Here is a 23,111-nt window from a genome sequence, read left to right on the forward strand (position 1 = left end):
TCAGCTCGGCACCCGCACGCGCACGCCGAAGCCGCCGCCCTCGCGGTTGAAGAACTCCAGTGCGCCATCGAGCTGGTCGATCACCAGCGCCACGATCGCCAGCCCCAGGCCGGCGCCGGCCGGGTTGTTGGCGCTGTAGAAACGGTCGCTCAGGCGGGTGAGCGCTTCGCTGGCGACGCCGGGGCCTTGATCGAGCACCTGCAACTCGGTCCAGCCCGGTTGGCGGCGCAAGGTCACGGTGATTTCGCTGCCGGGCGGGCTGAATTGCAGCGCGTTGCCCACCAGGTTCTGCAGCATCACGGTCATGGCCGTCGGGTCGGCGTGTACCGGGCTGGGGCCGTCTTCGTCCAGCACCAGCTCCACGTCGCGGCGCAGCGCCAGCGGGGTCAGTTCGGCCAGCTCCTCGCGGGCCAAAGCGTCCAGCTCGATGCGTTGACGGGCCTGGGTCAGCGGTTCGAGGCGGGCCATGGTGAGCAGTTGGCTGGCCAGGCGCGTGGCGCGGGTCACGCCCTGTTCGAGCAAGGCCAGTGCTTCGTCGCGGGCTGCCGGGTCCGCCGCCCGGCGGGCGTTGCTGGCGTGGATCGCCAAGACCGCCAAGGGCGTGCGCAGTTCGTGGGCGGCGTCGGCGATGAAGCGTCGTTCGCGCTCCAGCAGGCGCGTGAGTTGCAGCAGTTGATGGTTCAGGGCATCGGCCATGGGCGCCAGCTCTACGGGCAGCGCGGCGCTCGACAGCGGTTCGAGGCTGTCGATGGGCCGCGCGCGCAAGTGGCGGGTGAGTCGGCGCAGCGGGCGCAGGCCCCAGCCCAGCAGCAGCCAGATCAACAGCGCCAGGCTCGGAATGCCGATCAGCGCCGGGGCCAGCGCCTGGTCGGCGATGCGCTGGATCAGGTCCTGGCGCAGGTCGTCGCGCTCGCCGACCCAGATCAGCAGCCCGCGCTGGCTGTCCTGAAGGAGCACGCCGCACCAGTCCTGGCCCAGGTACAGCACGTCGTGGATGCCGGGGGCAGGCGGCGTTTCCAGCGGTGGGGCGTCGGCCGAGCGCATCAGCAGTTCGCCGTCGCTGCGCCAGATCTGGAAGGCCAGGTTGATTTCGTAGGGATGACTGAGGATCGAGGCGCTGGACTGGTCCATGGCCTGGTCCAGTGCCTGGCGGATCGCCTGCCAGTCGGCGTCGGCGGGCATCTGTCGCAGCAGGCCCTGGAGCACTCGCGCGGCCTGCACCAGTTGGGCGTCGTAGACGTTCTCGATTTCCCGGTGGTGGTCGCGCAGCACGCTGAGCACCAGCCCGAGGCTGCCGATGACCACCAATAACAGGGTGGGCAGCAGGATGCGCGTGCGCATGGCGATCATGGCGTACCCTCGATCAGGTAGCCGACGCCGCGCACGGTGCGGATCAGCCGGCTGTCGAGCTTGCGCCGCAGGTTGTGGATCAGCACTTCGAGGGTGTTGCCCGGTCCGTTCTCCTGCCAGCCGTAGAGCCCGTCGGCCAGGCGTTCGCGGGTCAGCACATGACCGGGGCGGGCCAGCAGTTGGTGCAGCAACTGGAACTCCATGGCGGTGAGGGTGACCGGTGTACCCTGGTAGCTCACGGCGTGACGGGCCGGGTCCAGGCTGACCCCGGCGTGCTCGATCAATGGCTGCGCACGACCCTGGCTGCGGCGCAGCAGGGCGCGGATGCGCGCCTTGAGCTCGTCCACCTCGATGGGCTTGACCAGGTAGTCGTCGGCGCCGGCGTCCAGGCCGAGAATGCGGTCGCGGGTGGCGTCGCGGGCGGTGAGGATCAGCACCGGCACATCGCCGTCGGGCTGGGCGCGCAGGTCGCGCAGCAGGCTCAGGCCATCGCAGCGCGGCAGCCCCAGGTCGAGCAGCACCAGGTCGAAATGCTCGGCACGCAGCGCCGCCGCAGCGCTCAGCCCGTCGGCCAGCCAGTCGAGGGTATAGCCTTCGTCGCGCAGGGCGCTGCGGATGCCCTGCGCCAGGGACTGATCATCTTCAACCAGCAGGACGCGCATGCCAGGGGTCTCTTTCCCGTGAAAGCCGCCATGATGGGCCTTGCGGCCAGGCCCTCGTCCAGTGAAATGTAACCAGTGATGACTGACTAAGCTGGCATTAAGCTTGGCGGCCCATCGTGCCTGGCACCTTCACCACATGAGTTCGATGCCATGCGTACCTTCCTCGCCTTCGCCCTGCTGCTGGGCAGCAGCGCCAGCTTCGCCGCCACTCAATGCACCACCGCCGACAAGGCCACCTGGCAGGATCCGGCGGCGTTCCAGGCCACACTCAAGGACCAGGGCTACACCATCAACAAGTTCAAGGTCACCCAAGGCAACTGCTACGAGATCTATGGCTTCGACAAGGACGGGCGCAAGGTCGAGATCTACCATGACCCGGTCTCCGGCAAAGCAGTGAAGACCGAGATCGAAGACTGATGTGCGCGGCCAGCGTGCGGCTGTGGGACCCGCTGCTGCGACTGTGTCACGGGTCGTTCGCCGCGGTGTTCGTCGCCAACTACTTCCTCAACGAGGAGGGCGAGCGCTGGCACCAATGGCTGGGCTACTACGCGGCGGGCTGTCTGGCGCTGCGTGTGCTCTGGGGCTTCGTCGGTCCACGCAGCGCCCGCTGGGCCGACTTCTGGCCCACGCCGGCGCGCCTGGCGGCCCATGCCAGGGCCTTGCTGCGCGGGCAACCGTTTCACCGCCTGGGCCATTCGCCGATTGGCGCGTTGGTGATGCTGGCGATGCTCGGCTGCATCGGCGGTCTGGGCCTGAGCGGCTTTCTGATGCGCGAAGTGGACGCGCTGTGGGGCGCGGACTGGCCGGCCAACTTGCATGCCTGGCTGGCCGACGGACTGTTGGTGCTGGTGTGCGTGCACCTGCTGGCGGCGCTGGTGGAGAGCCTGCGTTTGCGCGAGAACCTGCCGCTGTCGATGCTCACCGGCCGTCGCCGCGTGCCTGACGATCACTGACCGCGAGAACCTTCATGTCGATGTTCTTCACCTTCATTCGGCGCAATGACAGCGCCGCCGCTTGGCTGCGCCTGCTCGTCCTGGCCAGCCTGAGCTGCGTGCTGCTGCTGGCCGACGATTTCATCCAGCAACGGTTCAGCCCCAACAACCGCGCCGAACTCGAGGCCGGCTGGGTGGCCGGGCTGTGGGTGTTCTGCCTGGCCCTGTGGCTGTGCAACCTGCGCGGGCTGGTGGTGGCGATCCTGGCAGTGTTCGCCGGCATGCAACTGCTGCAACTGGCCAACATCAGCTTTTTCGGCGAGCCGCTGAGCGCCATCGACATCCGCAGCCTGCTGCGCGAGCCTGGCGAAGTCGGGCAGACCGCCTGGCTCAGCCTGGGCGCGCACTGGCATGCGGCGTTCAGCGTGCTGTTGCCTTACAGCCTGGCGATTGCGCTGCACTGGCAGGTGCCTTCGCGGGTGACCCTGCCCGCCAGCCGCTGGGCGCTGGTGCTGATCGCCCTAGTACTGCTGGCCAAGCCGTACCGGGCCACCTACCGCAACCTCGATTCGTTCACTCCGGGGCCGACTCGCAGTGGGCTGCACAACAGCCTCAATGCCTATTCCGCCTGGGCCGTGCGCCTGGCGCTGCGCAGCGAGCCGAGCCTGCCCCCGGCGCCGTTCGCGCCGTATCGGTTGAGCGCGATCCCCAGCACTGCCAAGCATGTGTGGCTGGTGGTGGCCGATTCGCTGCGCAGCGAGCGCATGGGTGTGTACGGCTACTCACGACAAACCACGCCCAAGCTTCAGGCCTACTTGCGCGAGCATCCCAGTGCCGTGTTGCGCCCCGGGGTGTCGGCGGGCGTGGCGACCGATGTGAGCTTGCCTTATCTGCTCAACCCGATCCGCGAACCCGGCCAGGACCACTTGCTGCGCGAGGGCCAGGTCAATCTGTTCCGCCTCGCCCGCCAGGCCGGACTGCGCACGCACTGGATTTCCTCGCAGGAGTCGCGGCTGCTGGCGCACCTGGGCAGCCGCTACCTGGACGTGTCGATCACCCGCGAGGACCACCCGCTGTGCTTTCTCGAACGTCAGGACCATGCGCTGCTGGAGATTCTCGACCGCCAGCGCTTCGCCGAACGCAATTTCGTCGTGCTCAACCTGCGCACTGCGCATCTGCCTTATGCCCAGAACTACGTGCATCAAGGCGGCAAGGTGCCGTGGCCGGACCAGGGCGCGCAGGCCCAGGGCAACGCCTACGACAACTCGATCCATTACCTGGACGGGCTGCTCGAAGAGCTGATCGCCCGCTTTGACCAGCTCGACGGCGAGCGCTACCTGGTGATCACCGGCGACCACGGCCAGCGCCTGGGCGAGAACGGCCAGTGGGGGCACAACGACCTGGTGCCGGAAGTCAGCGACGTGCCGATGATCGTCATCAGCCGCGACGCGCCGCAGCAGGCGCTGGAGGCGCTGAAGCGCGAACGCTGGATCAGCCACTACGAGATCGGCAAATGGTTGGCGGCTCGGCTCGGTACGCGCATCGACAACCCCAACCTGCGCGCCAACGAGCATTTCGTGCACGGCAAGCTGCTGTTCAGCGACAACTTCATCCAGCCGGTGTGCGAAACCCCGGCGGGGCTGGTGCACCTGCCGCCGATGCAATTGAGTCAATGGCTGGGCAAGGCGCGGCTGCAGGGCTGTGGTTCGTGAGCAGGGCATCGGGCATGGAATCTCGCCCAGGCACTCCGTAATATGTGTCGGATGACCTGTGGGGGTAGTCTCACCCCCTGATCGAACGGAATCGCCCTCGACGGCGCTTCCCCAGCATAAACCTGACGAGGTACAGACATTGGCCATCATTCATCCCAAGGTACGCGGTTTCATCTGCACCACGACTCACCCCAAGGGCTGCGAGCTCAACGTCCGTGACCAGATCGAAGCCACCCGCAAACTGGGCGTGCGCGAGGATGGTCCGAAGAAAGTCCTGGTGATCGGCGCCTCCAGTGGCTATGGCCTGGCCGCACGCATCACCGCAGCCTTCGGCTTCAAGGCCGACACCCTGGGCGTGTTCTTCGAAAAACCAGGCACCGAGACCAAGGCCGGGACCGCTGGCTGGTACAACGCCGCCGCGTTCGATAAATTCGCCAAAGCCGACGGCTTGTACAGCAAGTCGATCAACGGTGACGCGTTCTCCGACGAGGCGCGGGCCAAGGTCATCGAGCTGATCAAGAACGAGATGGGCGGCAAGGTCGACCTGGTCATCTACTCCCTGGCCTCGCCTGTGCGCAAACTGCCGCAGACCGGCGAACTGGTGCGCTCGGCGCTCAAGCCGATCGGCCAGCCGTACAAGTCGACCGCCATCGACACCAACAAGGACAGCATCATCGAGGCCAGCATCGAGCCGGCCACCGAGCAGGAAATCGCCGACACCGTCACCGTCATGGGTGGCCAGGACTGGCAGCTGTGGATCGACGCCCTGAGCGGCGCCGACGTGCTGGCCGAAGGCGCGCGCACCGTGGCCTTCAGCTACATCGGCACCGAGATCACCTGGCCGATCTACTGGCATGGCGCCCTGGGCCAGGCCAAGCAGGACCTGGACGAGACCGCGCTGCGCCTGGACAAGAAGCTGGCCGCCGACGTGAAGGGTGGGGCCAACGTGGCCGTGCTCAAATCGGTGGTCACCCAGGCCAGCTCGGCCATTCCGGTGATGCCGCTGTACCTGTCGATGGTGTTCAAGATCATGCAGGAGAAGGGCGTCCACGAAGGCACCCAGGACCAGCTCGACCGCATGTTCCGCGATCGCCTGTACCGCGCCGATGGCGCCCCGGCCGAAGTCGACGAAAAGGCGCGCCTGCGTCTGGACGACTGGGAACTGCGCGATGACGTGCAGGACGCCTGCAAGGCCATGTGGCCACAGGTGACCACCGAGAACCTGTTCGAGCTGACCGACTACGCCGGTTACAAGAAGCAGTTCCTCAACTTGTTCGGCTTCGAGCGCGCCGATGTCGACTACGACCAGGACGTGGCCACCGACGTGCGTTTCGACTGCGTCGAGCTGTAAGCCAGACGACCGCCGCGCCGCCACATCTGGCGGTGCGGCGGCGCTTATTTTTGAAATACCTTGTAACAACTTCCCTGGCAATCCTTGCCGCTTCCCTTGACCTCCCTGTTCTATACAGCAGCTACTGGCCGCTCATTTTGCGCGGGCCACAGGAGCATGCATGGGCGTATTAGAAAAACTACAACAGCGCATCCGTCAGAAAGGCTTCAAGCGTGTCTGCAAGACCCTCTTCGAGCGCTACGTCTTCTTTCACTGGGAATTGCTCTGGACCGAGCGTGACCTGACCACGCCGGCGCCCGAACACCGGCTACGCGCCCATCCCCCCGTCACCCGACTCGAAATCACCCCCGACAACGTCGAGGCATTCGCCGCCAACTTCGGCGATCGCGTGCAGACCATGGCCGAGCTGGCCCGGGAAGGGCATACGGGTCTGATGTACGTGGACGAGCAAGGGCAGGCGGTCGCGTTCATCTGGGCCAGTACCGGCGACTACCACGACCGCCATTACTACGGCTGTACCTTCGCCATCGAGCCGGGCGAATACTTCCAATTCGGCGGCGAGATGACCCGGCGCTACTTCGGCAGCGAACTGTCGGTGACCGCCCAGGCCGATATGTGGCAGCTCATGCACGACAGGGGCTACCGCAAGCTGGTGGATGTGGTGGAGACGCACAATGTGCCGGCGATGAAGATGCACCTGCGCATGGGCTACCGCGAGCAGGGCCGGGTGACCCATATCTACGGGCTGTTCGGGCGTTGGAAGTTCTCCCGGCAGACGCGCTATCGCGGGGCGCGCCTGGAGGCGTTGCGCACGCCCGGGGTGACGCGGCCGCTGTCGTCCGGTTGAGGGGACAGCCGCCGCGCTTGCCGCCTCAGGCGTTGCGCGTGAGCGGCGGCGCTTCGAAGGTCACGCCGGCCAGGCCGTGGACCATCAGTGCGCGAATGTTGGCGTGGTCGCTGCCTTCGGGCGTGGCCAGTACGCTGCGGTAGTGCTCGCCGAACGCCAGCAGCGCTTCCTGGTCGCTCAGACCTTCGAGCAGGGCCAGGCCGAGGGTTTTGCACGAGCCTTCATTCTGCCCGGCGGCGCTTTTCACGCCGCCGTTATCGAAGGCCTGGGGCTGGTACTGGTAGTTCGCGGCGACGAAGGCCAGGGTGTCGGCGAAGGCGTGTTCGCCGCTGGCCAGACGGCTACGCAGGGTGTTCAGGTCAGTCACGGGGTTTTCCTTGTTCGAACGCCGCTCGCTGCTCGGCGCTGGCTTCTTTCTGGTGGAGGGCTTTCCACTCGGCATAGGGCATGCCGTAGACCGCCTCGCGGGCGTCGTCCAGGCTCAGCTCGACCTGGCGCTCGTCGGCAGCGGCCTTGTACCACTTGGACAGGCAGTTGCGGCAGAAGCCGGAGAGGTTCATCAGGTCGATGTTCTGCACGTCGGTGCGCTGTTGCAGGTGATCGACCAGGCGCCGGAAGGCGGCGGCTTCGAGTTCGAGTTTCTGTTGCTCGGTCATGGTCTTGCCTCAGGTCATGCGGTTCTTCAGATGGCGGCCACCGTTGATGACCACCTGGCTGCCGGTGCTGTACTGGCTGTCGAGCAGGAACATCACCGCCTCGATCAGCGGCTGGGCACCGGGTTCGAATTCCAGCAGGGCCTTTTTCAGGGTCTGCTGGCGATACTGTTCGTCGCCGCCCTCCTTGAGGATCAGCAGGCCGGGCAGGATACCGTTGACGCGCACCGTGGGCGCGTACTTTTCGGCGAACGACAGCACCATGTTCTGCAACGCAGCCTTGGTGGCGGCATAGCCGATGTGGCTCTTGCTGCCGCGCGAAGAGGTCTCGTCGCAGATGTGGATGATGTCGGCCTTGTCCAGCTTGGCCAGGTGCTCGCCGAGGGCCAGGTTCAGGTGGTAGGGCGCCTCGACGTGCAGGCGGAACATGGTGTCCAGGCTCTGCAGGTCGTCGTCCAGCCACAGCGACGCATTGTGGATGATCGCGCGCAGTCCGTCGTAGTGCTGCTGCAGGTGCTCGATCAGCGCCAGGCGGTCGGCTTCGCGGGTGAGATCGGCCTGGAATTGCCGGATGTTCGGGTGAGCCGCCTGTGGCTGCAGGCGGCGGCTGGCGCTGACCACCTGATGGCCGGCCTCGGCCAGCGCCAGCGCCAGGGCCAGCCCGACGCGCTGGCTGGCTCCGGTGATGAGGATTGGGCTGTTCATGTGCGGGGCAGTCTGTTCGTCCGTTCGTTCGGGCCCCAGCATACCCGAACTGTGCAGGCTTGCGAGTCGCCCGCTCAGCGGCTGCGCAGGCCGTCGCGCGGTGCCTGCGGCGTGCGGCGCGGCGCATGCAGCCACGCGGCCAGCAGCCGAGTGGACAGTGGGATGAACAGGTACACCATCAAGGGCGTCAGGGCCAAGGTGCTGACCAGCACGCGTGGCAGCAAGGGCAGCGGCGCCAACCAGTGGCCGAACAGCAGGTTGAACAGCAGCGACACTGGGAAGAACGCCAACCAGATGGCCGTGGCCTGCTTCCAGCGCGGCGGCGTGCGCACTGTTTCGGTGCCGAACCAACCCTCGATGCCGCTCACGCGCCGCTCTTCGGGGCGTTCGAACAGCCCGTCGCCGCGTTGCAGCCAGGCTCGCCGCGAGGCCGAGTGCTCCCAGGCGTGCAGGGTAGGCTCGTCGCTGAAGCGAAAGATGATCTGGAAGGCGTCGTCCTCGGCGGGTGGGGCGAGGATGCCGGAGCCGAGGTAGCCGGGAAAGTCGGTGGCCAATTGCTCGCCTTCGTGCAGCCAGGCCAGCAGGTCCTGGTAGCGGCCATCGGCGGCGCGGCGCGACACCATGAGGGTGACGGGTGCGGTAGACATCGTGTATCTCCTGACGACGGGGCTGGCGGGTAGCCGGCCCCTGGCCTGTGCCCGGGGTGGTGGGCGACGCAGGCTGGTATGCAAGAATCGGGCGCGGAGTATGACAGCCGTCGAGGTGATCGGTCAGGCCGAGGTGCGGGCGTTCAATTCGGGATGCGCCTGCAGGATGTATTCGCGCAGCCGGTCGATTTCATCAGGCGCGCTGTGGGCCAGGTCGTAGGCCGCCAGGTCGGCGTCGATGCACCGGCGCAGCGTGCCGATCAAGGCGATCGGATGCAGCCCGCACGGGGCGAAGAACAGCTCGAAGCGAGCCGGTGGCGGGCGCTTGCCGCGCACTTCCAGCAGCACCCCTTTGAACGAGATGTCGCGTACCCACAGCGTGCTGGACTTGCCCTGTGCATCGAGCAGGGCCGTGGGCGGGGCCAGCGACAGGCGCCAGGGCCGCAGCCTGGGGCCTTCTTCGTAGATTTCCGGGGAGCCCAGTTGCAGGTGCACCGCGTGGAATTCGTCCTCGACCAATTGCAGGGGAATGCTGATTTGCTGGTTGTCCAACTGCGCCTGCAACGTGACCTGCTCGCTGGCCACCAGGCGAGTGAGCAATTGCTGCAGGCGCGGGTCGCCGTTGACCAGCAGGCTCGCGCTAGGCGCTGGCTGGTTCAACTGCGGCACATGCTGCATGTCCTGGATGAAATCCAGCTCATCCTGGGTGAGGAGGGCGTCGGCTGGCATGATCGGGCTCGAATCAGGCGTGTTCACGGAGTTTTACGCAGCCATGGACTGAAAATGCTGGCGAAGGTTCAGGTGGCTGGACAGGCGGTCATCGCGCTCGAACTCCCTACCCAGCCTGAACGACCGGCAGCATTAGGCATTTTCCCGGCGTCGAGTGCTAGTATCCTACGCTTTTACTCGGTTTCGGAATCCTCTGTTGATGAAAGTCGCCATTATTTCCGGCTCGGTGTACGGCACCGCCGAAGAAGTTGCCCGCCACGCTGAATCGCTGCTCAAGGCCGCCGGTCTTGAGGCCTGGCATGCCGCCCGCGCCAGCCTCGACGACCTTCGCGGCTTCGCGCCCGAAGCCTTGCTGGCCGTGACCTCGACCACCGGCATGGGCGAGTTGCCAGACAACCTCATGCCGCTGTATGCCACCCTGCGCGATGTGCTGCCCGGCGAATGGCGCGGGCTGCCGGGCGCGGTCATCGCCCTGGGCGACTCCAGCTACGGCGACACCTACTGCGGCGGCGGCGAGCAAATGCGCGAACTGTTCGCCGAACTGGGCGTGCACGAAGTGCAGCCCATGCTGCGCCTGGACGCCAGCGAGACGGTAACCCCGGAAGCGGATGCCGAGCCGTGGCTGGCGCAACTGGCGGCGTTGCTCAAAGATTGATCTTCAGCGATCCGCCAGCGGCCCACGCTCGCGCACCAGGTCCAGCCAGGCCTGCGCGGCGTGCGACAGGTAAGCGCCTTGGCGCCAGATGAAGGCGATGTCCCAACGCAGGTGATCCGGTGCCAGCAGCGGCAGGCGTACCACGCCATCGCGCTGCAGGCGGCGGGCGACCACGCTGGGCAGCAGTACCACGCCCTGGCCAGCGGCGACCAAGGCGGCGAGGAAGTCGGCCTGGCCGCTGCGCCCCCCTTCCTTGGGGGTGAAACCGGCCTGTTGGCAGGCACTGAGCAGCTTGTCATTGAGCATGAAGCTGCGGTCGTAGAGCAGGAACGGTGTGTCTGCCAGCTCGCTCAGCGTTACCCCATCGCGCCCGGCCAGGGCATGCCCGGCCGGCAGTAACGCGTCGAGCGGTTCGTTGCAGAACGGCTGGCGGGCGAATGCCGGATCGCTCGGCGTGACGCTGCCGCCCAACTCCAGTTCGCCACTGCGCACGGCCTGTTCGACGATACGGCTGCCACCTTCGATCAATTGCACGCGGATGTTCGGGTAGCGCCGCCGGTACTCGGCGAACAGGCTGGCGAACAGCGCTTCCCCGCCGATCACCGGCAAGCCCAGGCGCAGTTCGCCGCGGGCCAGTTGGCTGAGGTCGTCGAGTTCGGTGAGTAAGGCCTGGCGCCCACGCCACAGGGCTTCGCCACGCTCGAGCACGATGCGCCCGGCGGCCGTGAGGTGAAGTTGCGAGCCCTGGCGTTCCAGCAGGGGCTGGCCGAGATCGGCCTCAAGCTGTGCCACCTGCTTGCTCACCGCCGACTGACTGATATGCAGCGTCAGCGCGGCCTGGGTGAAGCCGCCTCGGTTGACCACCTCGATGAAGCTGCGGAGCTGTTTGAAGTCCATCTTTTGAATTCTATTTTGGAATGGTAGGCAGTCTAACAATTCGCTTCTGGCCTGGGCAGCGGCTTTCTACAATGCGCGCATGTCGAGGATCCCACTATGAATCTTTCCCGCTGCACCCCGTTGTTGCGCCTGCTCGGCGAACTCGCCGTGCTGTTCGTGCTGTACCTGATCGGCGGCCGGTTGGCAGCCTGGTCCGGCTGGCCGATTCCGGCCGGTGTCATGGGCATGGCGCTGCTGCTGGTGCTGTTCGCCATCGGCGCCGTGCAGCCCGGCACCTTGCAGCGTGGCGCCGGCTGGCTGATGGCGCAGATGCTGCTGTTCTTCATCCCTGCGCTGATGAGCCTGCTCGATTACGGCAGTCTGGTGCGCAGCGAGGGGTGGCGGATTCTACTGGTGATCGCCTTGAGCACCCTGGTGGTGATGGTGGTGACCGCTACCACGGTGGAACTGGTGTGCCGCTGGAGCCTGCGCCATGAATCTTGAGCCGATGTCGCTGTTCTGGCTGGCGCTGACCTTGCTGGCCTACCTGTTCAGCCGCTGGCTGTACGGACGCACCGGGCGCTACCTGCTGTCGCCGCTGGTGCTGGTGCCGGTCCTGCTGTTGGCGGTGGCGGTGCCGCTGCACACCGCGTATGCCGACTATGCGCGCGACACCCAGTGGCTGGTCGGCGTGCTCGGCCCAGTGACGGTGGCCTTCGCTGTGCCGATCTGGCAGCAGCGGGCGATGCTGGCCCGGCACTGGCCGGCGCTGTTGCTGGGGATGCTCGCCGGTAGCCTGGCCTCGATCGGCAGTTCCTGGGGCCTGGCGCATCTGTTGGCGCTGGACGATGCGGTCAGTCGTTCGTTGCTGCCGCGTTCGATCACCACGCCCTTCGCCATGCCGATGGCCCACGACCTGGGCGGGGTGCCGGAACTGACGGCTGTGTTCGTGCTGTTCACCGGCGTGCTCGGGGCGCTGTTCGGCGGCGTGTTGCTCAAGGTGCTGCCGCTGCGCACGCCCTTGGCGCGAGGCGCCCTCTATGGCGTTGGCGCCCACGGCGCCGGGGTCAGCCGCGCCCATGAGGTGGGCGGCGAAGAGGGCTCGGTGGCGGGGCTGGTGATGGTGCTTACCGGTCTGCTCAACTTGTTCGCCGCGCCCTTGCTGCTGCACCTGCTGTGACCGTTCGTGCCCCTGTCCCGCACGGTCATCAAGCTGGCTGCCAAGGCAAGTTCCGCCGCGTGAGGGCCTGACTAGACTGGGCCTCGACACAGAGAGCACATGCAAGTGCCGAGGTGCAATGCAATGAACGCAGCCTTGTCGTACACCTTCATCGACACCGTCATTACCTGACCAGCGGGACTATTCCGATGCCTTTGGCCGAGATTCCATTGTGCGTCTGGCGTACCCGTGGGCGCAGTTTCATCTTTCGGGGCCAGAGCATTCGTTATTGGACAGCAGGGCAGGGCGCGCCCTTGCTGCTGCTGCACGGATTTCCTACCGCCAGTTGGGACTGGCACTACCTGTGGGCACCCTTGGCGCAGCGCTTTCGCGTGGTGGCGTGCGACATGCTGGGCTTCGGCGATTCGGCCAAGCCGCTCGATCACCGCTACAGCCTGATCGAGCAGGCCGACCTGCAACAGGCACTGCTCGAGCACCTGCGCATCGTCCAGCCGGTACACTTGCTGGCCCACGACTATGGCGGCAGCGTCGCCCAGGAACTGCTGGCGCGTCACCACGAAGGCCGGGCGAACATCGCCACTTGCGCCTTGCTCAACAGCCCGTTGTTTCCCGAACTGTGTCCTTCGCCGCTGATCCACAAGTTGCTGCTCAGTCCGCTGGGCTGGCTGGTGGCGCGCTCGTTCGGGCGTGACGACCTGGTCGACACGGTCAGCCAGTTGTACGGACCGTGCACGCACCCCAGCGAAAGTGCGCTGGACGACTGCTGGAGCCTGCTGCTGTCCAACCGGGGCACACGCATTCTGCACAAGCTGATGGCTTGGGTGCCGGAGCGTCATCGATACCGGCAGCGCTGGGTGGACGCGTTGCAAGCGCCAGGTGTGCCGCTGCGGCTGATCCAGGGCGCGGTCGATCCGCTGCACGGCGCGCGCGTGGTGGAGCGCTACCGGCAATTGCTGCCCGAGGCCGACGCCGTGTTGCTGCCGGGCATCGGCCACTTCCCGCATACCGAGGCGCCGGCGCAGGTGCTGCGTCATTACCTGGCGTTTCGCGAGCAGCCGCTGAAGTGGCTGCCGCAGCGGGTGGCCTGGTCCTGAGCGCGGCGATCATCGCTGGGTGTTATCGACGGTCATTCAGAGCGGGTGCGCTTGATTGCCCGTCGCCCGGTGCTGACCGACACTCCAGACTTTCCTGTCCTGCCTGGAGCCATGAGCATGAGCGAGCCGATCAGCCTGCAAGACCGTGTGGTCATCGTCACGGGGGCCGGCGGCGGCCTGGGCCGGGCCCACGCGCGGCTGTTCGCTGCGCGCGGGGCACGGGTGGTGGTCAACGACCTGGGCGGCTCCACCCACGGCGAAGGCGCCAGCGCCTCGGCAGCCGACCGCGTGGTCGAGGACATTCGCGCTGCGGGCGGTCAGGCGGTGGCCAACCACGACTCGGTGACCGACGGCGCGCGCATCGTCGAGCAGGCACTGGACAGCTTCGGGCGCCTCGACGTGCTGGTGAACAACGCCGGCATCCTGCGCGACAAGACCTTCCACAAGATGGACGCGGCCGACTGGGACCCGGTGTACCGCGTCCATGTCGAAGGTGCCTATCGAGTGACCCGTGCCGCCTGGCCACACCTGCGCGGGCAGAACTGGGGGCGGGTGATCTTCACCGCGTCTACCTCTGGCATCTACGGCAACTTCGGTCAGGCCAATTACGGCATGGCCAAGCTCGGCCTGTACGGCCTGACCCGCACCCTGGCACTGGAAGGACGCAAGCACGGCATTCTGGTCAATGCCATCGCCCCTACTGGGGGCACGCGCATGACCGAGGGTCTGATTGCGCCGCAGGTGTTCGAGCGGCTGCGGCCCGAGTTGGTCAGTCCGCTGGTGGTGTATTTGGGCAGCGAACAGTGCCAGGACAGCGGCCAGTTGTACGAAGTGGGCGGTGGATGGGTGGGCAAGGTGCGCTGGGAGCGTAGCCTGGGGGTGGGTTTTGACCCGAACGCTGGCTTTACTCCGGAACAGGTGGCCGAGCATTGGGCGCAGATCGGCGATTTCGACGGCGCCGTGCACCCTGAAGACAGCTTGCAGGCGTTGCAGCAGATGATGGCCAATCTTGAGCGCTATCCCGCCGATCAGTAGCGCCGCGAAGACGAAAAAAAGCCGCTGCACGGGCAGCGGCCAATCGAGACGTCAGATCAAGGAGCTTCAAAATCAACGTCGGTGAGCCTGGGACAGGCGAACGACGGAGGGGGATGGTGCCGTTCGCGCGACCCAACGATGCGCAGGATAAGCCTCTGATCCATCGGGAAAAATAGCGTCTTGCGACATTCACCTTTACCTCCGGGGTAAAAGTCGGGCAGCGCTTCCCGACTGACTCCTGGCGGCGCCGTGCTCACCATCGCGACTTTCCACAGCGGAGCGTCGGCGATGATTGATTCACTCGGTTTCGAGCTTTTTCCCCTAGGGCCTGATGGTCAGGCGGCGGTCGACGCGCAGGCGCCGCGTGAGGACCTGCTGCTGGAGCTGGCCAGGTGCTGCTTGCAGGTGCAGCGCTGTTTGCGTACCGCCCCCCATCTGCACACGATCGCTCCAGCACTGGAGGGAGTCGAGGGCCTGGACGCTGCGCGGTCAGGTCGCAGCGCCGCGCTGGCGCAGTGGTGGGCAATTCACTCGGTGGTCAAGCCGGACACCGCCTCGTTGGCGTCGCTGCTGCTGCGCCTGGTCGATCTCGAAGCGTTGACGTTCGTGCACACCCGCCAGAGCGAACGCGAGGCTGTCGAGGCGTTGCTGCTGACCCGGGGAGAGGCCTGCGAGTTGCAACGGGTGTGGTTGGTGGCGGGCGGGCAACGCATTGCACTGCCGGGCACCTATGCCGGTCTCCCTGACTCGGCGCCCGACGCGGCGCCGACCGATCTGCTGGTGCACTGCGTGGCCACCGGCGTGTGGTTCGATGCTCAACCCAAGCGCGTGGCCCGGCACCTGCGGGCCGCGTTGTTGAAGGGGGGCGTTTGGTTCGAACTGCTGAGCGAGACCAATCGGCAACAACTGCGGAACGCGCAGGATTGCGACCTGGAATTCGAGCCTCTGGAGCGTTCGCTGTACAAGGCGGTGGTGGAGGATCTGGGTCAGGTGCAGGCGATGCTGTCGAGCAGGGCGTTGCAACGGCATGCCGACACCGTCCAGACGGTCGCCCAGTGGGATGCCGCCGCGCGCCTGGATGCGTTCGTCGCCCAGGCGCAGCAGTATGCCGCCGCACAGATGGCCGCCTATCGCCACAGCCTGCTGCCGCAATGGCGGCGCAACCTGCGCGGCGCTGACCTGGAGCGCTATGTCCAGCTCGAACAGCAAATGCTGCAGGCCGAGCAGCAGTGCGTCGCGCACCTGGGGACGCTGGCCAGTGTCGATGCCTACGCCCAGCAGGCCGTGTCCGATTACCTACAGAAGCACCTGGCGCTGACCCTGGACCCTGCGACGGTGCAGCTTGAGATCGAGCGTCGGTTCGCCACCACCGACGCCGGCGACGGCAGTGGGCGCACGACGCTGCTTAACTGGGCGTTGCGCGGCGGCTACCGGGGCGAGCGCCTGGCGGTGAAGGTGCTCGACCCGCTGCTGGCATCGGCCCTGGACGTCGCCAGCGTACAGCGCATGATCGACACCCTCGATTTGCGCGTGCGTTACATCGAAGCGATCAAGCAGTTGTATCAGCAAGAACAGACCCAGCTCGACGTGCAGGCGGCCATTGCTGCACGTCTGGCGCTGGCCAGTTGCGCGGCGCGATTCCAAGGTGCGGCTGCCCCCGCCTGCGACCTGATCGAGGCCGCCATCGCCGACCAGATGGCGCAGCGGGGCATCAAGGCCGGGCTGCTGCGCATCGATCAGGCGACGTCCGCGCTCAAGCACCTGCTGTACCTGACCGATGGCAGCACGCATTTGCTTTACGCGCCGGGTTCGCCCGATGGCGATTTTCTCGTCTACCCATCGTTCACGGCGCTGTCCTTGGCCGTGGGAGGCTGGACGGCCCAGGCATCGGGGGTCGAGTACCTGGTGGAGCAATCGGCGCTGGCTGACCGCGAGGCGCTGTCGCGCCAGCTTGCCGAGGTCGTTCGCAAACCGACGCTGTGGACGCCGCAGACCGTCAACGTGCATTGGATCGATTCACAGACGTGGTCGCAGGTGCTGAAAGCCGTGTGCGCGCGACGCTGCCAGGCCATGCCCGAGGATCTGCTGGCGGCAACGCCACCGTGGTACCTCGAGGCGAGCGTCGCGCTGCGCCAAGCGCTCGGCGATACCGATCAAGAGCTGGAACAGGTGTTGGCGGTGTACCGCCTCGCGACGCCCTTGGTCAGCTTCCAGGACTACGCTCGGCACGAGGTGAGCCAGTACATCAATAGCTTGCCCGGCAATCGTGCCGGACGCATCGATCCGGACAAGGTGACCGTGCATTTGGACGAGGATCGCAGCTTGAGCCTCACCGAGCTGGTCATGAAAGGCCATGACACCAGCTACAACTTCGCGCAGTTTGCGCGGATCGATTCCACCACCCCGCTCGGCCAGGATGTCTCGCACTTGGATCGCGTCGTGCTGGCCAGCTATGTGCGCAGCGCCAGGCTCGGTGAACGCTACATCGAGTTGCTCAAAGGTCGCTACCTCGACCCGGCGGCGCCGGGCTACACCCGCCAGCGTGAGCTGCACCGGTTGCTGGTGTCGCTGAAGATGCGCCGCGACCTGCTGTGTCAACGGATGCAGGGGCAGATCCCGGAACAGGTCGCCGGTTGGCTGCTCGAGGGCGTCGAGAGTCTGGCCACGGCGCAGATCGCCGACGACTTCGCGGTGGTCGACTTGAGGCTGGACGGCTGTCGGATCGAAGGCGCCTACCGCTTGTACCGCGCCTCCAAACCCGAGGCCGGGGAAGCGCTCTACCTGCCAGACGTCGCCCAGGGTCCGGCCTATCGTTCCCGAACGCACTTGGCCCAACGCTGGCGCGAAGATCGGCTGGGCGATTATTTCTACGCCCGTGCCTCCTGGCGCAATCAGCCCAGGATCGGCAGCCTGCATCAACGGTTCATGCGCGACGGTGATGGGGGCCACGAGGTGGTGATGCGCGCCATTCAGGCTTACCGGGATGAGCCGTTGCGCGACCTGGCCGACGATCTGGCGCCCCGTGTGCGGCGTCTGATCGCCGATGCCGATCGCCATAGCACCAGCGTGGCGGAGCGGGTCTCGTCGCTGGTGGTCGAGTGGGTGATCGTCGCGGCGGGGCTGCTGACCATCCCTATTCCGCCAGCGAACATGCTGGTGGGCATCGGGTGCGCGGTGAGGTCGTTCTTCAGTGCGGGGCAAGCCTGGAAAGATGGCGACCGTGCCGCGTTCTACACCCGACTGGGCGTGGGCGCGCTGGGGCTGTTCGCTTCCAGCGGCGCCTTGGGGCGGGTGCTCGGCCGCGTGTCGCAGTCCTTGCGCGGCCTGTTGGGCCAGCAACCGCAGGCGCCGAGCATCGTGGTGAAAAAGGTGCCGTACGGCAAATGGATCGTGCAATTGGCGGACGACTTCGGCGCGGATGCTGCCTCGGAAGTGCTGCCCGCCCTGTACGACGGTTTCGACGACGAATTGCTCAAGCTGGTGGAGCTCAAGACCTGGAACACTTGAGTCAGCGAGGCTCGAAGCCCATGCGCCGACTCACTGCCTGAGTAGCCTGGAGCAATTGCACCGCGGCTGGCCCTGCGGCATCGGCATGGAACATGGAGGTGGGGCCGACCACGGTCATCACCGCGGCGATCTGGCCGAGGGCGTTGAACACCGGGGCCGACAGGGCATCGACCCCCGGCATCAGCAAACCGTGGACGTGGTGCAGGCCTCGTTCACGGATCTGCGCCAACGGCTCGACGTAGTCTTCGACGCGTTGCCCCAGTAGGGCCAATTCCCGGTCGCGCAACTCGAGGGTTTCGCGTTCCGGCAAGTGCGCGGCGAACACCAGGCCGGTGGACGAACTGAGCAGCGGCAGCACCGAGCCGATCTGGGTGACCACGGTGACCGCACGTACCGCCGGCTCGATGTTGACGACCGTCGCGCCCTGGTTGCCCCAAACGGCGATGAAGCAGCTTTCGTTCAGTGCATCGCGCAGGTCGGACAAGGGCCGCGCGGCCACCTTGAGCACGTCGATGCTGCCCAGCGCCGCCAGCCCCACGCGCAGGGCTTCGCGGCCCAGGCCGTAGTGGTTGGTGACCGGGTCCTGTTCGGCGAAGCCGCTGGCGATCAGCGCCTGGAGGTACCGGTGGACCTTGCTCGCCGGCATCTGCACATGCTCGGCCAGGCGCGACAGCGCAGTGGAGGGCGACAGCTCGGCCAGGGCCTTGAGGATGTCGGTGCCGACTTCGGCCGAACGCACTTTCTGCTTGGGGTTGTCGGGAGCGGGCGTGTCTTTGGCCATTGTCGGGCGGGTCCGGGAGTCGTCGTGGCGCCTTTATAGCTTGACGCGGGCGTAGCGGCAAATTACGTTATTCGTAATTGGATTACGATAAAAATAATTTCCCAGGGCGTGGGTTGCGCCAACAGTGCTCGGGCTGTGCCGAGCCGAAGCGACACCGCCCGCCAGCGACGGCTCCCCGAGCCCGGAGGCCCTGATGACCCGCGACACCTCTGCCGATCTCACCTACCTGAGCGGCTTCGGCAACGAGTTCGCCAGTGAAGCGCTGCCCGGTGCCCTGCCGGTCGGGCAGAACTCGCCGCAGAAAGCGCCCTACGGCCTGTACGCCGAACTCTTGTCCGGCACCGCGTTCACCATGCCGCGCAGCGAACTGCGTCGCACCTGGCTCTATCGCATCCGACCTTCGGCGCTGCACCCACGCTTCGAGCGCCTTGAGCGCCAACCCCTAGCTGGCCCGCTCGCACCTGGCAATCCCAATCGCCTGCGCTGGAATCCTCAGCCGATCCCCGACGCGCCCACCGACTTCATCGAAGGCTGGCGACCCATGGTGGCCAATGCCGAGGCCAGCAGCCCTGCTGGCGTGAGCATCTACCTGTATACGGCCAACCGCTGCATGGACCGGGTGTTCTTCGACGCCGACGGCGAGTTGCTGCTGGTGCCGCAACAGGGCCGACTGCGCATCGCCACCGAGCTGGGTGTGTTGCAGGTCGAGCCGCAGCAGATCGCGGTGATCCCGCGCGGCATGAAGTTTCGTGTCGAACTGCTCGACGGCCAGGCCCGCGGCTACATCGCCGAAAACCACCGCGCGCCGCTGCGCTTGCCCGACCTGGGGCCGATCGGCAGTAACGGTCTGGCCAACCCGCGTGATTTCCTCACGCCGGTGGCGCACTACGAAGACCGCCAGGCGCCTGTGCAACTGGTGCAGAAATTCCTCGGCGAGCACTGGGCGTGCGAGTTGCAGCACTCGCCGCTGGACGTGGTCGCCTGGCACGGCAGCAACGTGCCGTATCTGTATGACCTGAGGCGTTTCAACACCCTGGGCACCGTCAGCTTCGACCATCCGGACCCGTCGATCTTCACCGTGCTGACCTCGCCCAGCAGCGTGCAGGGCCTGGCCAACCTGGACTTCGTGATTTTCCCGCCGCGCTGGATGGTGGCCGAGAATACCTTCCGCCCGCCATGGTTCCACCGCAACCTGATGAACGAGTTCATGGGCCTGATCGACGGCGCCTACGACGCCAAGGCCGAAGGCTTCCTGCCCGGCGGGGCTTCGTTGCACGGGGTGATGAGCGCCCACGGTCCGGATGCCGAGACCTGTGACAAGGCCATCGCTGCCCAATTGGCGCCGCACAAGATCGAACAGACCATGGCCTTCATGTTCGAGACCAGCCAGGTGCTGCGACCCAGCCAGCAGGCCCTCGACAGCGCGCAGCTGCAAACCGACTACGACCGCTGCTGGGCAAGCCTGCCGAGCACCTTCAACCCGAACCGGAGATGACCGATGAACCAAACCGCCATGGCCCGTAGCTGGGTCGAACACGCCAACGGGCATCGCGATTTCCCCCTGCAGAACCTGCCGTTGGGCATTTTCAGCCCAGCGGGCCAGACGCCACGCTGCGGCGTGGCCATCGGTGATGCGATTCTCGATCTGGAGGCGGTGCTGGCCCTGGGCCTTCTGGAGGGGGAGGCCAAGGCGGCCGTCGAGGCCACCCGAGGCGGTGCGCTGAATGCCTTCTTCGCCCTTGGTCGAGGGCCGCGCGTGGCCTTGCGCGAGCGTTTGCAGGCATTGCTGGGCGAACACAGTGCGCATCAGCAGGCGCTGACCAGCGCGTTGCATGCGGCGCACGCGTGCCAGATGCACCTGCCGGCCAAGGTGGGTGACTACACCGATTTCTACGTGGGCATCGAGCACGCCCGCAACGTCGGCAAGCTGTTCCGCCCAGACAACCCGCTGCTGCCCAACTACAAGCATGTGCCGATTGCCTACCATGGCCGTGCGTCCACCCTGCGCCCGTCCGGTACCCCAGTGCGCCGTCCCAAGGGTCAGACCTTGCCGGCCGGGCACAGCGAACCGACCTTCGGTCCCTGTGCACGGCTGGACTATGAGCTGGAACTGGGCATCTGGATCGGCCAGGGCAACGAGATGGGCCAGGCCATCGCCATTGGCGATGCCGCCGAGCACGTGGCGGGCTACTGCCTGCTCAACGACTGGTCGGCGCGCGACATCCAGGCCTGGGAGTACCAGCCGCTCGGTCCGTTCCTGTCCAAGAGTTTCATCACCACGCTGTCGCCCTGGGTGGTGACGGCCGAGGCCCTCGCGCCGTTCCGCAGCGCCCAGGCACCGCGTCCGGAAGGCGATCCGCAGCCGCTGCCGTACCTGTACGACGAACGCGACCAGGCTCAAGGTGCCCTGGACATCGAGCTGGAAGTGCTGCTGCTCACCGAGCGCATGCGCGACGAAGGCCTGCCGGCCCATCGCCTGACGTTGAGCAACAGCCGCAGCATGTACTTCACCGTGGCGCAGATGGTCACTCACCACAGCGTCAACGGCTGTCAGTTGCAGCCGGGCGACCTGTTCGGTTCCGGCACCTTGTCGGGGGCCGAGCCCGGCTCGTTCGGCAGCCTGCTGGAGATCACCGAGGGCGGCAAGCAGCCGGTGCAACTGGCCAGCGGCGAGGTGCGCACATTCCTCGAGGACGGCGACGAGATCATCCTGCGTGCCCGTTGCAGCCGTGCAGGCGCTGCCAGCATCGGCTTCGGGGAGTGTCGCGGCAGGATCGTCGCGGCCAACTGAGGAGGGCAGGGCGATGCAACTGTTCACCTACTACCGCTCCACATCGTCGTATCGGGTGCGCATCGCCCTGGCGCTCAAAGGCCTTGGCTATCAGGCGCTGCCGGTCAATCTGCTGCAGGGCGAGCAGCGCGGCGCCGACTACCTGGCACTCAACCCGCAGGGCCGGGTGCCGGCGCTGCGCTGCGACAGCGGCGCGCTGCTGGTGCAGTCGTCGGCGATCATCGAGTACCTGGAAGAGTGCTTTGCCGACCCTCCGCTATTGCCCCAGGACGCCGAGGCACGCGCCAGGGTACGCGCGGTGGCCGCGCTCATCGGCTGCGACGTGCATCCGCTGCACAACGTCAGCGTGCTCAACCACCTGCGTCAGCTCGGCCACGACGAGGTGCAGGTCAAGCAGTGGATCAGCCACTGGATCAGCCAGGGGTTGGCGGCGGTGGAACGGCTGATCGGCGATGAGGGCTTCTGTTTCGGCACGGCGCCGGGGCTGGCGGATGTGTACCTGCTGCCACAGGTGTACGCGGCTGAGCGATTCGAGGTCGACTTGGCGCCGTTTGCGCGCATTCGTCGTGTCGCTGCCCTGGCTGGGCAGCATCCGGCATTCATTGCCGCGCATCCCGCGAATCAAGCCGATACGCCTTGAATCAGTGGATCGAGCGCGTGGCCGTGGGCAGTTGTCCGAGGCGATCGCTGAGTTTCAGGCGCTGCATCGGATCATCGGTCAACAGCAGCGCGTGCTCCAGGTCGAAGCGCTCGGCCTGGGGACAATCCAGTTGCTGGTAAAGCGCGGCGCGGGTCAGGTAGTCGGTGACCTGTACCGGCCCCAACTGCATCACCCGCTCGGCATCGATCAGCGCGGCCAGGGGCTTGTCGTTGCTGATGTGCAACTGGCGCAGGTTGCGTGACAGGCGCTGCAACATCAGCGCTGGCGTGGCGCCACGCAGGTGCTCGGCGCTCAGGGTCGTCTGCGGACCGTACTGGCGGGCCAGCAGTTCGCGGCAGTCGTTGGGGTACAGGCGTCGGCCACCGCAGGGGTCGAGCAGATGATCCGCCCCCGGCACCCGCAGCAGGAAGTGGCCGGGGAAGTTCACCCCTTCCAGCGGAATCGACAAGCGTCGTGCGAGCTCCAGCGTCAGAATCGCCAGCAGCAACGGCTGGCCGCGTCGGCGCTGCAGCACGTTGTCCATCAGCGCAGCCTGAGGCCGCAGCGGATGGAACTCGTCCTGCTGGAAACCCAGGGCACTGAGTTGGCGCAACAGCGGCTGAGCCAGCTCGACCACTGGCAGCATCGGCAGGCGGGCATTGATGTCCTGATACAGGCCGTTGAATTGGCTGATGCAGGCAGGCACATCCACGTCGCGGTGGTGCTCCGCAGCGATCCACAAGGTGGCTTCCAACAGGGCGACCGGTGAGCGGTCGAGGCAGGCCAGGCAGGCGTGACGTGGGTTCATGGGACTTCTCCGCACACACAAATGCCCTGTCTCGAAAATCCGCGGTTTCAGTTGGGCCGAGTGGCTTGGGGGGAAGCGGTCACTGGCAAACCTGAGCAGCACATGTTCGAGACAGGACACTTGAGGTGTAGCCTCGGTAGGCGCGTTCGTCCAGTG

General features: G+C 66.3%; 24 protein-coding genes. 14 read left to right on the plus strand and 10 right to left on the minus strand.

Annotation, left to right across the window (positions count from 1 at the left end; all coding sequences use genetic code 11):
• The gene (locus ACK2SD_RS05100; RefSeq protein ID WP_412461529.1) at positions 1-1,350 is read right to left on the minus strand and encodes an ATP-binding protein; all 1,350 of its coding nucleotides are present in this window, start codon (positions 1,348-1,350) and stop codon (positions 1-3) included.
• On the minus strand, positions 1,347-2,012 hold the full coding sequence (locus tag ACK2SD_RS05105) for a response regulator transcription factor (protein WP_039580070.1): 666 nt from the start codon (positions 2,010-2,012) through the stop codon (positions 1,347-1,349). The genes ACK2SD_RS05100 and ACK2SD_RS05105 overlap by 4 nt, the downstream gene beginning before the upstream one ends.
• A gap of 150 nt (positions 2,013-2,162) precedes the next feature.
• On the opposite strand from ACK2SD_RS05105, the gene ACK2SD_RS05110 reads away from it, so the two are divergent.
• From ACK2SD_RS05110 to ACK2SD_RS05130, 5 genes are all read left to right on the plus strand, one after another.
• The gene (locus ACK2SD_RS05110; RefSeq protein WP_116889088.1) at positions 2,163-2,429 is read left to right on the plus strand and encodes a PepSY domain-containing protein; all 267 of its coding nucleotides are present in this window, start codon (positions 2,163-2,165) and stop codon (positions 2,427-2,429) included.
• Positions 2,429-2,965, plus strand: coding sequence for a cytochrome b/b6 domain-containing protein (locus tag ACK2SD_RS05115; RefSeq protein ID WP_295487320.1), 537 nt, complete (start codon positions 2,429-2,431; stop codon positions 2,963-2,965). The genes ACK2SD_RS05110 and ACK2SD_RS05115 overlap by 1 nt, the downstream gene beginning before the upstream one ends.
• Before the next feature lie 14 nt (positions 2,966-2,979).
• Entirely contained in the window at positions 2,980-4,656 is a 1,677-nt protein-coding gene (locus tag ACK2SD_RS05120; RefSeq protein WP_412461530.1) for a phosphoethanolamine transferase, read from the plus strand.
• A gap of 139 nt (positions 4,657-4,795) precedes the next feature.
• The gene (fabV, locus tag ACK2SD_RS05125; RefSeq protein WP_029614389.1) at positions 4,796-6,007 is read left to right on the plus strand and encodes an enoyl-ACP reductase FabV; all 1,212 of its coding nucleotides are present in this window, start codon (positions 4,796-4,798) and stop codon (positions 6,005-6,007) included.
• Between the two features lie 160 nt (positions 6,008-6,167).
• Entirely contained in the window at positions 6,168-6,854 is a 687-nt protein-coding gene (locus ACK2SD_RS05130) for an N-acetyltransferase family protein (RefSeq protein WP_412461531.1), read from the plus strand.
• A gap of 25 nt (positions 6,855-6,879) precedes the next feature.
• Here ACK2SD_RS05130 and ACK2SD_RS05135 read toward each other — a convergent pair whose 3' ends face one another.
• The 5 genes from ACK2SD_RS05135 to ACK2SD_RS05155 form a co-directional block, all read right to left on the minus strand.
• Positions 6,880-7,221 carry a HopJ type III effector protein gene (locus tag ACK2SD_RS05135; protein ID WP_412461532.1) on the minus strand — a complete coding sequence of 114 codons (342 nt, stop codon included), beginning with the start codon at positions 7,219-7,221 and terminating at the stop codon, positions 6,880-6,882.
• A complete protein-coding gene (locus ACK2SD_RS05140; RefSeq protein WP_412461533.1) occupies positions 7,214-7,510 on the minus strand; it encodes a DUF1244 domain-containing protein in 297 nt (98 codons plus the stop codon). The genes ACK2SD_RS05135 and ACK2SD_RS05140 overlap by 8 nt, the downstream gene beginning before the upstream one ends.
• Before the next feature lie 9 nt (positions 7,511-7,519).
• Positions 7,520-8,212 (minus strand): dihydromonapterin reductase, encoded by a 693-nt coding sequence (folM, locus tag ACK2SD_RS05145; RefSeq protein ID WP_412461534.1) that lies wholly within the window; start codon positions 8,210-8,212, stop codon positions 7,520-7,522.
• Positions 8,213-8,286: 74 nt separating this feature from the next.
• Positions 8,287-8,859 carry an antibiotic biosynthesis monooxygenase gene (locus ACK2SD_RS05150; RefSeq protein ID WP_304484578.1) on the minus strand — a complete coding sequence of 191 codons (573 nt, stop codon included), beginning with the start codon at positions 8,857-8,859 and terminating at the stop codon, positions 8,287-8,289.
• Between the two features lie 123 nt (positions 8,860-8,982).
• Positions 8,983-9,588 (minus strand): hypothetical protein, encoded by a 606-nt coding sequence (locus tag ACK2SD_RS05155; RefSeq protein ID WP_412461535.1) that lies wholly within the window; start codon positions 9,586-9,588, stop codon positions 8,983-8,985.
• A 199-nt stretch (positions 9,589-9,787) separates the two neighbouring features.
• On the opposite strand from ACK2SD_RS05155, the gene ACK2SD_RS05160 reads away from it, so the two are divergent.
• Positions 9,788-10,243 carry a flavodoxin gene (locus tag ACK2SD_RS05160; protein ID WP_412461536.1) on the plus strand — a complete coding sequence of 152 codons (456 nt, stop codon included), beginning with the start codon at positions 9,788-9,790 and terminating at the stop codon, positions 10,241-10,243.
• Positions 10,244-10,246: 3 nt separating this feature from the next.
• Here the strand turns inward: ACK2SD_RS05160 and ACK2SD_RS05165 are convergent, their stop codons facing one another.
• Positions 10,247-11,140, minus strand: a complete 894-nt coding sequence (locus ACK2SD_RS05165) for a LysR family transcriptional regulator (protein WP_317871703.1) — start codon at positions 11,138-11,140, stop codon at positions 10,247-10,249.
• A 96-nt stretch (positions 11,141-11,236) separates the two neighbouring features.
• Here ACK2SD_RS05165 and ACK2SD_RS05170 point away from each other — a divergent pair, with 96 nt between their 5' ends.
• The 5 genes from ACK2SD_RS05170 (at position 11,237) to ACK2SD_RS05190 (ending at position 17,935) form a co-directional block, all read left to right on the plus strand.
• Positions 11,237-11,623 carry a CidA/LrgA family protein gene (locus tag ACK2SD_RS05170; RefSeq protein WP_412461537.1) on the plus strand — a complete coding sequence of 129 codons (387 nt, stop codon included), beginning with the start codon at positions 11,237-11,239 and terminating at the stop codon, positions 11,621-11,623.
• Entirely contained in the window at positions 11,613-12,299 is a 687-nt protein-coding gene (locus ACK2SD_RS05175; protein WP_039580041.1) for an LrgB family protein, read from the plus strand. Before ACK2SD_RS05170 ends, ACK2SD_RS05175 begins: the two co-directional genes overlap by 11 nt.
• 188 nt (positions 12,300-12,487) lie before the next feature.
• The gene (locus tag ACK2SD_RS05180; RefSeq protein ID WP_412461538.1) at positions 12,488-13,393 is read left to right on the plus strand and encodes an alpha/beta fold hydrolase; all 906 of its coding nucleotides are present in this window, start codon (positions 12,488-12,490) and stop codon (positions 13,391-13,393) included.
• Between the two features lie 117 nt (positions 13,394-13,510).
• Positions 13,511-14,428: an SDR family oxidoreductase gene (locus tag ACK2SD_RS05185; RefSeq protein WP_412461539.1), complete on the plus strand. Its 918-nt coding sequence runs from the start codon at positions 13,511-13,513 to the stop codon at positions 14,426-14,428.
• A 288-nt stretch (positions 14,429-14,716) separates the two neighbouring features.
• The gene (locus ACK2SD_RS05190) at positions 14,717-17,935 is read left to right on the plus strand and encodes a hypothetical protein (protein ID WP_412461540.1); all 3,219 of its coding nucleotides are present in this window, start codon (positions 14,717-14,719) and stop codon (positions 17,933-17,935) included.
• A 1-nt stretch (position 17,936) separates the two neighbouring features.
• On the opposite strand, the gene ACK2SD_RS05195 is transcribed toward ACK2SD_RS05190, so the two are convergent.
• Entirely contained in the window at positions 17,937-18,716 is a 780-nt protein-coding gene (locus ACK2SD_RS05195; protein WP_295487350.1) for an IclR family transcriptional regulator, read from the minus strand.
• A 193-nt stretch (positions 18,717-18,909) separates the two neighbouring features.
• Between ACK2SD_RS05195 and hmgA the strand changes: the two genes are divergently transcribed.
• From hmgA to maiA, 3 genes are read left to right on the plus strand one after another with little or no spacing between them, the layout of a single operon-like run.
• Positions 18,910-20,211, plus strand: a complete 1,302-nt coding sequence (gene hmgA, locus ACK2SD_RS05200; RefSeq protein WP_412461541.1) for a homogentisate 1,2-dioxygenase — start codon at positions 18,910-18,912, stop codon at positions 20,209-20,211.
• A gap of 3 nt (positions 20,212-20,214) precedes the next feature.
• Complete coding sequence (gene fahA / locus ACK2SD_RS05205) at positions 20,215-21,507, plus strand: fumarylacetoacetase (RefSeq protein ID WP_412461542.1); 1,293 nt, start codon at positions 20,215-20,217, stop codon at positions 21,505-21,507.
• 13 nt (positions 21,508-21,520) lie between these two features.
• A complete protein-coding gene (maiA, locus tag ACK2SD_RS05210; RefSeq protein WP_412461543.1) occupies positions 21,521-22,147 on the plus strand; it encodes a maleylacetoacetate isomerase in 627 nt (208 codons plus the stop codon).
• 1 nt (position 22,148) lies between these two features.
• Here the strand turns inward: maiA and ACK2SD_RS05215 are convergent, their stop codons facing one another.
• Positions 22,149-22,955, minus strand: a complete 807-nt coding sequence (locus ACK2SD_RS05215) for a SirB1 family protein (protein WP_029614663.1) — start codon at positions 22,953-22,955, stop codon at positions 22,149-22,151.
• Positions 22,956-23,111 lie beyond the last annotated feature (156 nt).

Source organism: Pseudomonas sp. SC11, assembly GCF_047039205.1.
Classification (GTDB): Bacteria; Pseudomonadota; Gammaproteobacteria; order Pseudomonadales; family Pseudomonadaceae; genus Aquipseudomonas; species Aquipseudomonas boreofloridensis.